This window comes from Photobacterium sp. GB-36 (genome assembly GCF_003026135.1).
In the GTDB taxonomy this organism is placed as follows: domain Bacteria; phylum Pseudomonadota; class Gammaproteobacteria; order Enterobacterales; family Vibrionaceae; genus Photobacterium.
The window spans coordinates 1-11,921 of record NZ_PYNY01000045.1 but is presented as its reverse complement, the minus strand read 5'-3'; the positions used below and the strand labels follow the sequence as shown (position 1 = coordinate 11,921).

Here is an 11,921-nt window from a genome sequence, read left to right as displayed (position 1 = left end):
TGCGCCAGTATTGGTTGACGATAACAATGATCCTCTGGGTAGTGACATTACCGTTACGACAGATGAAGAAGTCGCAGTGAGCGGCAAACTGTTCGCGACCGATGTTGATGGCGATAGCTTAACCTTCACGCAAAGTTCTAACCCGTCAAATGGTCAAGTGACGGTTAACACTGATGGCACATGGACTTACACACCTAAGACTAATTTCCACGGTGATGATAGCTTTAAGGTTGAAGTCAGTGACGGCCAAGGTGGTACCGACACCATCACTGTTAATGTGACCGTGAATCCAATCAATGATGCACCAGTATTGGTTGATGACAACAATGATCCACTGGGCAGTGATATTACCGTCACGACCGATGAAGAAGTCGCTGTGAGCGGTCAACTGTCCGCAACCGATGTTGACGGCGATAGCTTAACCTTCACTTCATCGACCAATCCAACCAATGGCACAGTGACCGTCAATACGGATGGCACATGGACTTACACACCAAACAGTGACTTTAATGGTAGCGACAAATTTGATGTTATCGTCAATGACGGCAACGGCGGCACCGATACCATCACCGTTAATGTGACCGTGAACCCAATCAATGATGCACCAGTACTGGTTGATGATAACAATGATCCACTGGGCAGTGATATTACCGTCACGACCGATGAAGAAGTCGCCGTGAGCGGTCAACTGTCCGCAACCGATGTTGACGGCGATAACTTAACCTTCACTTCATCGACCAATCCAACCAATGGCACCGTCGTCGTGAATACTGACGGCACATGGACTTACACACCAAACAGTGACTTTAATGGTAGCGACAAATTTGATGTTATCGTCAGTGACGGCAACGGCGGTACTGACACCATCACTGTTAATGTAACCGTGAATCCTATCAATGATGCACCAGTATTGGTTGACAGTAACAATAATCCACTAGGCAGTGACATTACCGTCACGACAGATGAAGAAGTCGCAGTGAGCGGTCAACTGTCTGCGACAGATGTTGATGGTGATAACTTAACCTTCACTTCATCGACCAATCCAACGAACGGTACAGTTACCGTCAATACGGATGGTACGTGGACTTACACCCCTAAGACTAATTTCCATGGTGATGATAGCTTTAACGTTGAAGTCAGTGACGGCAACGGCGGTACAGATACCATCACTGTAAATGTGACCGTGAATCCAATCAATGATGCGCCAGTATTGGTTGACGATAACAATGATCCTCTGGGTAGTGACATTACCGTTACGACCGATGAAGAAGTGGCAGTGAGCGGTCAACTGTCCGCGACAGATGTTGATGGTGATAGCTTAACCTTTACGCAAAGTTCTAACCCGACCAATGGTCAAGTGACTGTTAACACTGACGGTACGTGGACTTACACACCAAACAGCGACTTTAATGGTAAAGATAGCTTTAAGGTGGAAGTCAGTGACGGCAACGGCGGTACAGATACTATTACTGTTAATGTGACCGTGAATCCAATCAATGATGCACCAGTATTGGTTGATGATAACAATGATCCACTGGGCAGTGACATTACCGTCACGACCGATGAAGAAGTCGCCGTGAACGGTCAACTGTCTGCGACAGATGTTGATGGTGATAACTTAACCTTCACTTCATCGACCAATCCAACCAATGGCACAGTTACCGTCAATACGGATGGCACATGGACTTACACACCAAACAGCGACTTTAATGGTAAAGATAGCTTTAAGGTGGAAGTCAGTGACGGCAAGGGTGGCACCGATACCATCACTGTAAATGTGACCGTGAATCCAATCAATGATGCACCAGTACTAGTTGATGATAACAATGATCCATTAGGCACAGACATTGCCGTCACGACAGATGAAGAAGTGGCAGTGAGCGGCAAACTGTCAGCAACAGATGTTGATGGTGATAGTTTAACGTTCACATCACTGACAAATCCAACGAACGGCACAGTTACCGTCAATACGGATGGTTCATGGGAATACACACCTAATACTAATTTTCATGGTGAAGATAGCTTTGACGTTGAGGTCAGTGACGGCAAAGGTGGCACTGATACCATCACTGTTAAACTAGACGTTGTTGCTATTGCAGATCCAATTCTTGTCACCGTGAATTTATTAGGTACTCCTGTTTACAATACTGGCGGTAAATATGAAGGTGGAAAGAACTATGTCGATTGGGAAACAGTTGTTAAAGAGTACGGTGATAAAGCAAGAACGTTAACACAGAAGGTTGATACTCCATATGAAAATACATTATCGACTGAAAGTTTAGCTTATAGAGGAATGGAGCTCAGCGATCATATTGTTATTCAATCAACTGGCGATAACATTTTGGTCGGTGAAGATGGGATTATAGGTAATTCAACGATTGATGGTAGCCCAATAACAGGTCTAGTTAACGACACATTAACTGCTGGTGCCGGTAATGATATTTTAATGGGTGAGCAAGGGGATGATTCACTATATGGTGCCGCAGGAGTTGATACAGCAGTATATGCTGGAAATTTCTCTGATTACGATATTACTAAACCTGTCGAAACCTCAGGATCATCGATATTTTTTGAAGTAACAGATAAACGAGTAACAAGTGGCGAAAATGTATATGCACGAGAAGGCTCAGATGATCTCTACGACATTGAACGCCTTCAATTTGCTGATGGCACATACTATTGGGATGGTGGTAGTTGGATCAAAGAGCAACCAACTTATACGTATACGTTAGATATTAACGTTATGCTAACGGATACAGATGGTAGCGAGTCAATTAGCCAAATATTATTGTCAGGATTACCTAAAGATACCAAAGTAATTAGCGCGGATGGTACAACCGTTCTCGGTATTGCCAATGCTGCTGGTGAGATTGAACTAACGGGATTATGGCAAAACACGGATACGCAAGTTTCACTTCCTGGTTTACAAATTACCGTACCAGCAGAATCAGCAGATTCAATTGAGTTAACGGTAACGGCGACTGGTAAAGAAAATAGTAGTAGCAGTGAAAATTCTGGCTCTGATAGCGTGTTATTTGATGATAACATTGTCAATGGCTCGGATGTTGATAATGACCTTGTCGGTAGTACCGGTATCGATATTCTTAATGGCTTGCTAGGTAATGATAAACTTTCGAGTGGTGAGGGTAACGATACATTAAATGGCGGTGAGGGCGATGATCTTCTAATTGGTGGTCAAGGCAATGATCTTCTTAATGGCGGGATCGGTGCTGATACATTTACTTGGAGTAAAAGTGAGTCTATTAGCGATATAGATACCATTCGAGATTTTGATTTAGCGGAAGATAAATTAAACCTCAGCGATTTATTAAAAGATGCAACCGCAGAAACGTTAGATGACTTCTTATCGATTAGTCAAAATAATGATGATAGCGTTATTTCAATCAAAACGGGAAATGATCAGTCAGTAAACATTATTCTAGAAGATATCGATTCAAACAGCTTGAAAGATAAGCTTGGTGTTATCACCAATAACTTATTAAGTAATGATAATGGTGAAATCATTTTAAATACTCAGATGCTTGATAGTATTTCGATTGATAAGCCAATGACATTACCACCACAGCAAGATGATAATTAAATATGAATAGAGAAAATGGATATTCCTGTTCGTAGTAATAAAAAGTAACAAGGACGTATAATTCATGATATCCACAGCTGAAAATAAGCAGGAATATTGGAGTATTCCTGCTTCATTAAAAACAACGGATGATCCATTATTGGATAGTCTTGTTATTTTGTCTGAATATTATGGAAACCCTTGTTCTGGAGATGCGTTAATTGCAGGGCTTCCTCTTGAAAGTGCTTTAGTCACGCCTGATATATTTCCTCAGGCAGCAGCAAGAGCAGGTTTAACCGCAAAATTATTACGTAAATTGTTATCAGATATAACGCCACTTGTTTTGCCTTGTGTTTTACTTTTAAAAGATAAGCAAGCATGTATTTTAAGGGAATTAGATCAAGTAAATAACCTTGCTGTGATTCAATTTTCTGATAATGGTGGCGAATCTGAAATTTCATTAGAAGAGCTAGAAAGTTGCTATACGGGATATTGCTTCTTTATCAAGAAGCAATATCGTGGTGACCAAAGTGTTGATGTTCATCAACATGTTAGTTACGGTCACTGGTTATGGAATATGATTAAAGAAGCTAGCCCTATTTATCGAGACGTATTAATTGCTTCGATATTAGTGAATGTTTTTGCTTTAATCTCTCCCTTATTTATGATGAATGTGTACGATAAAATTGTACCTAATTTAGCATTTGAATCATTATGGGTTTTAGCCAGCGGTGCTGTCGTTGCTTTTATATTTGATTTTTTAATGCGTCATATTAGAGGGTATTTAATCGATTTAGCTGGGAAGAAAATTGATATTGTTGTTTCATCTCGTTTATTTGAAAAAGTGATTGGAATTCCATTATCAAAACGTCCATCTTCAGTTGGTGGAATGGCAAAACAATTAGGTGAATTTGATAATATTCGTGACATGTTGACGTCAGCAACGATAACGACATTAATTGATTTACCTTTTGCTTTATTATTTTTATTAGTTATTTATTTTGTTGCTGGCGACCTTGCTGTTATTCCATTAATTGCAGGCTTATTAATTATTGGTTATACATTACTGGTTCAACCTAAATTAAAAATAGCCGTTGAGGAGTCTAATAAGTTTTCAGCGTTAAAACATGGACATTTAATTGAAAGTTTAACGGCGATAGAGGCGATTAAATCAAATAGTGCAGAAGGGATGATACAACGGCACTGGCAACAGATGATCGCACATACTGCTAATTGGCAGTTAAAAGTTAAAAAAATCTCTAACTCTGTTTCGTATTTTGCCACCTTTATTACTCAGTTAACGGCTATTGGTGTTGTGGTTTTAGGCGTTTATCGTGTATCAACGGTCGATATATCCATGGGTGGGATTATCGCTGCTGTCATGCTATCAAGCCGTGTTGTTTCTCCTATGGCTCAGTTAGCAAATTTATTAACAAGAGCCAATCAAACGTCAAGTTCTCTGCGTCAATTAGATCAACTGATGCAAGAAGAAAGTGAATTTGAAGACAAAGCACATTTGATCAGTCGCCATAGAATGAAAGGAGCTATTAAGGCAGAAAATGTCCAATTTTCGTATCCGAATCAGAAAAAATGCACGATTGACTCTGCGAACTTTTCAATTAAACCGGGTGAGAAAATCGCGATTCTTGGTAAAAATGGTTCAGGTAAAACGTCATTAGCGAAGTTATTAGCGGGGCTATATTGCCCAACAGAAGGAAGTTTACGCTTTGATGGCATTGATCGTGAACAAATTCACCCCGCAGATTTGCGAAGAAATATTGGTTACATGCCACAAGATATCACGCTTATTCATGGCACTATTCGTGACAATATTATGTTTGGAACGAGACAAGTCACTGAACATCAGTTGTTGCGTGCAATTCAACTCTCAGGTGTTAGCAGCTTTACGGATAGCGATTCAGAAGGTTTAGATAAACAAGTTGGAGAGTTAGGAAACGCATTATCGAGAGGGCAGCGTCAAGCAGTCGCACTAGCTCAGGCGATATTAAATGATCCTCCAATTTTATTAATGGATGAGCCAACAGCAAGTATGGATGCACATGCAGAGAAGCGTTTTATGCATTCAATGCAGCATGTTGCCATAAATCGAACCTTGCTAATTATCACCCATAAAATGTCATTACTACCGCTTGTGGATCGCATTATCGTCGTTGATAACGGTAAGATCGTTTTAGATGATCAACGTGAAAAAGTATTGAAACAGTTACAGCAAGGTGTATCGGGAGGCCGGAATGAATAAGCCTTTTTCCGACCAAGATCAAGAGATGATGGATGATGTCTACAACGCGATGATGATTGATTCGCCAAGAAAGCATCGTTATATGGTATGGGCACTGTTTTTTATGTTGATATGTTTCTTTATTTGGGCTTTTTTTGCTCAATTGGAACTTGTCACTAGAGGCTCTGGTAAGGTTATTCCATCATCACAAGTACAAGTAATTCAAAGTTACGATGGCGGTCTGTTGCAAGCGCTATACGTGGAAGAAGGAATGACAGTTAAAAAAGGTCAACCCCTTGTACGTATTGATGATACTCGTTTTCGTTCTGATTTAGCTCAGCAAGAAGACGAAGAAGATAGCTTAAACACGAATATTGCCCGTTTTCGGCAAGAACTGAAAAGCATTGTAATTGATGATGATATTAAAGACTGGAAAGAACGGATTAAGATCAATATCGAGCCGCTTGTTTTCTCCCAAGAACTTGCACAAAAAGAGCCTGAACTCATCGCTCGCCAGCAGGATGAATATCAAGGGCGGTTAGAAGAACTTCAAAATCAATTGGCGATCCTTGCTCGTCAAATTGTTCAACAGAAACAGGAAAGTTACGCATTATCATCTCGAATTCGCACCCTGAAAAGTAGCTTAAAACTGATTAATAAAGAATTAGTCATGACAAAGCCTTTAGCGAAAAAGGGCATTGTCTCGGAAGTTGAACTGTTGCAGTTAGAGCGTAAAGTCAATGAAACCAAAGGTGAACTTTCGGCACTTTATGCTGAACAACCGAAGCTAAAAGCCGCTTTAGATGAATCTATTTTAAAGCGACGTGAAGCCGTGTTGAATTATCAAAAAGATGTACGAGCTCAACTTAATGAAATGACAGCCAAACTTTCACGTTTAACCGAAGCGCAGGTTGGCTCGCAGGATAAAGTAGATAAAGCGATATTACATTCACCCGTAAATGGCACAATTAAAAGTATCAATATAACAACCATTGGTGGCGTGGTTAAACCCGGTGAAGCCATATTAGATATCGTACCAACGGAAGATAACTTATTAATTGAAGCAAAGATCCAGCCTAAAGATATTGCATTTTTACACCCTGGGTTACCGGCTGTTGTAAAAGTAACAGCGTATGACTTTACTCGTTACGGCGGGCTTGAAGGCTCTGTTGTGAATATTAGTGCAGATACCTCGCAAGATGAAGAGGGCAATAGTTATTACTTAGTAAAGGTTCGCACAACACACTCACATTTAATGAAATCAGATCAGACACCTTTGCCAATTATTCCCGGTATGTTGACATCTGTTGATGTAATTACAGGAAAAAGAACAGTTTTAGAATACATACTTAACCCGATTTTAAGAGCTAAGGAAATGGCGCTTAGAGAGCGCTAAACCATAAAAATAAGAGAAGGATATTCATTTATGCGTTATGGAATACGCGATTGTATTAGGAAGAGTTTGATTACAACAGCCATTGTTTCATCGCTATATCCAGTGTCAGCCATGAGCCAAACATTAGAGCAAGCTGTTGCGGTTACTTTAGATACTAACCCTCAGTTACAGCAGGCTTTAAGTCAATTTAAAGCCCGAGAGGAGCAAGGTAATCAAGTGTTTGGTGACTATTTACCGACTGTTGATTTGACGGCGAGTTATGGTTTTAAGCAAAGCTCAACTCCTCAGAGTCGATTACAAACAGAAGATATGGTTGATTCAGAATCACCAGAAGTTGGAATTAGTATCCGACAAGTATTATTTAATGGCTTTTTAACAGGACATGAATTATCACGTTTAGATTTTGAAGCTAAAGCGGATCAACTAAAGCTTTTTGCTACAGCGGAAGATATCGCGCTTTCGGTGGTAAAAGTCTACATCAATTACTTAGTAGAAGAGCAGATTGTTAAGTTAGCAGAAAACAATGTTGAAAAGCATCAGCTTTTGTTTGACCAAATAAAAGAGAAAACAGAATCTGGCTTAGGTTCAAGCGCTGATTTATCTCAAAGTAAAGGGCGTTTAGCACGTGCTAATTCTAATTTAATGTCAGCACAAAATAATCTCGCTGATGCACGAAGTGAATTTATTCGAGTGGTTAATGAATCGCCAGAGAATGTAATTGTGCCAATGGCCGATCAAGACAAACTTCCGTTATCATTAGAACAAGCGATTGAAATAGCACAAAAAAATAATCCTATATTGAAATCATCCAACAGTGATATTAATGCAGCGCGTTCAGAGAGAGAGGCTTTAAAATCTAACTATTATCCTGAAGTCACTTTGGAGCTTGGTGGTAAATGGTCAGATGAAAAGTTTGATTATGAAAATGCGCTTGAAGGGGAAGATAAAGAGTTACAAGCAGGGATTCAGTTACGTTATAACCTCTTTAATGGTGGCAAAGACACGTCTCGAGTTCGTGAAGCCGCATACAAAATTGATGAAGCAAAAAGTGTTCATCAAAATACATCACGCGATGTAAGAGATGGAACAATACTCGCTTGGAATGCTAATACCTTTTTGGCTAAGCAACGAGACTTTATCCGTACACATGTTGAGGCTTCGAAAGAAACCCAATCAGCGTATGAGCAGCAATTTAAATTAGGCCAACGTTCATTATTAGACTTGTTAGATTCTGAAAACGAATTGTTTGAAGCGCGTAAGAGTTATTTACGTGCTGAGTTTGATGAGCTTGTTTCACAATACCGCATATTACATGCAACAGGGCAGCTAATCTCATCACTACGTGTAACAACGCCTGAGAACTGGAACAGTGAAGCAACTCGTCAAGGAGAGAGTGAATAATGAAAAAAAACATACTATTAAGTTCGTTAGTCATTATGTCTACAATGATTAGCGGTTGTGCTTCATCCGACGGTTCTGAATCACAAACAACGACACAGCAATACGATCTACGTGACTTAGATGGTGATGGTGTGATTGAAGCACGCGATCAATGCCCAAACAGTGTGCCAGGCTCATTTGTTAATAATGTTGGCTGTGGAAAAGAGAAAGAAATTTCTGAGCGTGTAGAGCTTAAATTAAATTTTGCTAATAATTCAGCCGTTATTAAACCCGTGTATCAGCGTGAAATAGAGGCCATTGCTAATTTTATGCATCAGTACCCTGACTCGTCTGTGACGATTGAAGGGCATTGTAGCAAGAGCGGTAGCTATGAGTTGAATATGGCACTGTCTCAGGCTCGTGCTGAAGCTGTGGTTGATATGTTGAAAGATACATTCTTTATTGACCCTAATCGTCTACAAGCAATAGGTTATGGTTACACCAAGCCTATTGATGATAGTGAAACAGAGATTGCTGCAGAGCGAAATAGACGTGTTATCGCAGCGGTATCAGGCACAGATAAAACAATTGATATGAAGTGGAATATTTATTCGGTAGATGATGAATAAGTGCCACAGATAAACAATTAACGAGCTACAGTAAAAGCCGACAGTGTGAAAGCACTGTCGGCTTTTTTATATTCATCGCTTACGAATAGATTTACTCGAAGAGCTTAGTAATATCTGAGTTCGCACGAAGATACCAGTCCGTATTAGTACTACCGCCAGATACAGAGAAACTTTGAAGATCAGGGTAGGCTTCAAGTATGTTTATCCCTTCGCTAGGGTGATCCCATGTTCCATCAACTACGATAGCCCATGGAATACCGTTTGAAGTATGATAGGTATCACAGTTAATACCAGGGCAGTCGCTATCAACATAGGCAGAATCATCATGTTCAGTTGCAAAATAAGCAGTATTTGCCTTACTTGAAACGTCTGTATTTTTCAGATGAATCTCAATTGCACGGCCATCAGTTGCACGCGTACCTTCGCCATGATCAATACCTGGCGTACCAAATAGAAATGGGTTCAAAGGCATGCTGGGAACACTCGATGATGCTAATGGCGTTATGAAAGGAATGCTTGCTTCAAATTGGAATAAATCAGCGGCATCGGAATTACACCCCGTCCATACTCTGTAAAAAGTTCCTAAGAATCCTGAACAGGTTGGGGTCGGTATTTCTGTAAGGAGATTATTTGAAATAATCGCAACCGCATCAGTTGTGCCCGATTCTAATATCTGTTTAGGGTGTAAGGTTGATCCATTAATCACTAACTTAGTTCTGTCCGCATCTACGGCAGAAACGGGAATACCATCAAATTTTATAGCGAAACCATTCGCAAAGTCTGCACCGTATGCTCTTAAATTTCCGTATATATCATAGCGGAGAACTTCACCTGCAGAGTTCGTTACTTTATCAACGCGGTAATATATAACGACATCATTAAAGTCGAAATCGCCTTCTTGCGGCCAGTCATCCTCATATGCCAATGTTACCCAAGAGCCTGAGGATGGGTACCAGTTATGGGTAACGGGTTGGGAATCAATAGTTACTTGGTGATCTTCTACTTCACCGTAAGAGGTCCCCCCATAAGATAATAAACCTGCATTTTTGGAAATACGAAAACGTGCCCATATTTGTCCAGTGGCTGCATCGTCAGGCACTCTAATTTTCAGAACATGGTTTGCTGGTGTTGTTCCATCTCCAGCGGTTAATAACTCATCATCAATGGCATGTTCTGCTGCCTCATCAAATACACCATTATTATTCCAATCAAACCATGCATTGATAAAACCATTTGCTGAGCCACCAATAGTCACGTTAACTAAACCGTCAGAACCTTGTCTAAAGTTTGCAGGAAACGAAATACCGTCTTCATCAGCAACACTGTTGGCATCATCTGAATTCGGTGAAACAAAAGCATCACCTTCTGTATCAATATTGGAACCAAAATAATAATTGACGCCTGAAATATTGTAGTGACGAGCGCCGTTAGTAGAAAGGGATGTTTTGTATGTATCAGGAGCATCACCAAAATCTGTATTTTCAGCCACTATGGCAGACGTTGAACACCTAGCGCCATCGTTCAACGTTGAAGTCGGACCATCAGAATAAAAAACGGCATTTGATGTAAAACTCGATAAATCACTTAAATCAATTCTATAAATGGCGCCATCATCGTTACGGCTTAGGTAGAGGAAACCATTTGAATCGAAATACTGCGCACCAAAACCACCGTTTTCTGGAACATTGATCCCACCAATTTCAACAAACGATGCACTATTGGGTGTAGTAAAGTTAGTTATTTCATAAAGCTTTTTATTGTCGCTATCAACAGTAAATAGTCGTCCAGAAGAATCGGGATGAAAAGCCATATCATGAAGGTTTAATGTGGCACTACTGGGTGTCATGACGAGAGTAACAGACAAAGTCGTTAGATCTATCTCGTACATACCTACACCCTGTCTGTAGATGTAATATTTATTGTTATAAACGTCACCAGTTGGATAGGGCATGGTGGTATCAATACCTGTGACGGGAATAGTTTCGAAGTCAAAAAGCTGATTTATACGGACAATTTCTTCATTATTTACGTCGTATCCATAAATATAACTGTCTGTGACGTTAAATCCAACAGCATTGACTTGAGATGCCATCGTTTTCGATGGGCGATAAAATCCAGAAGATAAATCCATTTGGTACACTACAGTTGGATTACCTTGAAACAAAAAAGCATTACTAGGGCAGCCACCATTGTCAGTGAATGCATGCGGTATGATGCTGTGGGCCGAGGTTGAAACTAAGGCTAACGAGCATGCTAGTAAAGAGTGTTTTAAACACTTCATATCTTTGCCTCACTCAGTTAAAAATATTAATGGAAGTAATTGAGCCTTTCATCATTGAAAAATTTACAAGTATCAAGCCAATAAATATTTAAAAAAGCAGTCGGGTAATTATATGATTTATCTGTTAATTAAATTTTCGAATAATCTAGTTATGATCTCATAGGGTAAAGAAATCATAATGATTCTAATATTGAAAATATAAATTAGACATTAATGTATTCATATATATACTTCTAAGTACAAATGCAATATAAGAATTGTTTCATATTTAAATCATGATCTCTATCATAAACGATTGCTTTGTTTGTCTAGTAAAAATACAGGAATGCACATTTAATAATTATATGATTTAAATTGCACTCTAATATAAAGTTTAGAATTGGTTAATAGAAGTATCAAGAAAGTAAGATAAAAAG

6 protein-coding genes are annotated in these 11,921 nt (G+C 39.6%); 5 read left to right on the top strand and 1 reads right to left on the bottom strand.

What is annotated here, in order from left to right; translation table 11 throughout:
* The 5 genes from C9J46_RS20875 to C9J46_RS20855 form a co-directional block, all read left to right on the top strand.
* Nucleotides 1-3,601 (top strand): tandem-95 repeat protein (locus tag C9J46_RS20875; RefSeq protein WP_146144677.1); only part of this gene is annotated, 3,601 nt, incomplete at its 5' end.
* Between the two features lie 64 nt (nt 3,602-3,665).
* Nucleotides 3,666-5,840: a type I secretion system permease/ATPase gene (locus C9J46_RS20870; protein WP_107260280.1), complete on the top strand. Its 2,175-nt coding sequence runs from the start codon at nt 3,666-3,668 to the stop codon at nt 5,838-5,840.
* A complete protein-coding gene (locus tag C9J46_RS20865) occupies nt 5,833-7,215 on the top strand; it encodes an HlyD family type I secretion periplasmic adaptor subunit (protein ID WP_107291468.1) in 1,383 nt (460 codons plus the stop codon). The genes C9J46_RS20870 and C9J46_RS20865 overlap by 8 nt, the downstream gene beginning before the upstream one ends.
* Nucleotides 7,216-7,245: 30 nt before the next feature.
* Nucleotides 7,246-8,616, top strand: a complete 1,371-nt coding sequence (locus C9J46_RS20860; protein ID WP_107291467.1) for a TolC family outer membrane protein — start codon at nt 7,246-7,248, stop codon at nt 8,614-8,616.
* Nucleotides 8,616-9,224: an OmpA family protein gene (locus C9J46_RS20855; protein ID WP_107208171.1), complete on the top strand. Its 609-nt coding sequence runs from the start codon at nt 8,616-8,618 to the stop codon at nt 9,222-9,224. The genes C9J46_RS20860 and C9J46_RS20855 overlap by 1 nt, the downstream gene beginning before the upstream one ends.
* 91 nt (nt 9,225-9,315) lie before the next feature.
* Here C9J46_RS20855 and C9J46_RS20850 read toward each other — a convergent pair whose 3' ends face one another.
* Nucleotides 9,316-11,505: an LruC domain-containing protein gene (locus tag C9J46_RS20850; protein WP_107291466.1), complete on the bottom strand. Its 2,190-nt coding sequence runs from the start codon at nt 11,503-11,505 to the stop codon at nt 9,316-9,318.
* Between the last annotated feature and the right edge of the window lie 416 nt (nt 11,506-11,921).

What these genes read in the sequence shown, in the direction of transcription:
- C9J46_RS20870 (WP_107260280.1), top strand. Translation starts at nt 3,666, where the DNA reads ATGATATCCACAGCTGAAAATAAGCAGGAATATTGGAGTATTCCTGCT.
- C9J46_RS20865 (WP_107291468.1), top strand. Translation starts at nt 5,833, where the DNA reads ATGAATAAGCCTTTTTCCGACCAAGATCAAGAGATGATGGATGATGTC.
- C9J46_RS20860 (WP_107291467.1), top strand. Translation starts at nt 7,246, where the DNA reads ATGCGTTATGGAATACGCGATTGTATTAGGAAGAGTTTGATTACAACA.
- C9J46_RS20855 (WP_107208171.1), top strand. Translation starts at nt 8,616, where the DNA reads ATGAAAAAAAACATACTATTAAGTTCGTTAGTCATTATGTCTACAATG.
- C9J46_RS20850 (WP_107291466.1), bottom strand. Translation starts at nt 11,505, where the DNA reads ATGAAGTGTTTAAAACACTCTTTACTAGCATGCTCGTTAGCCTTAGTT.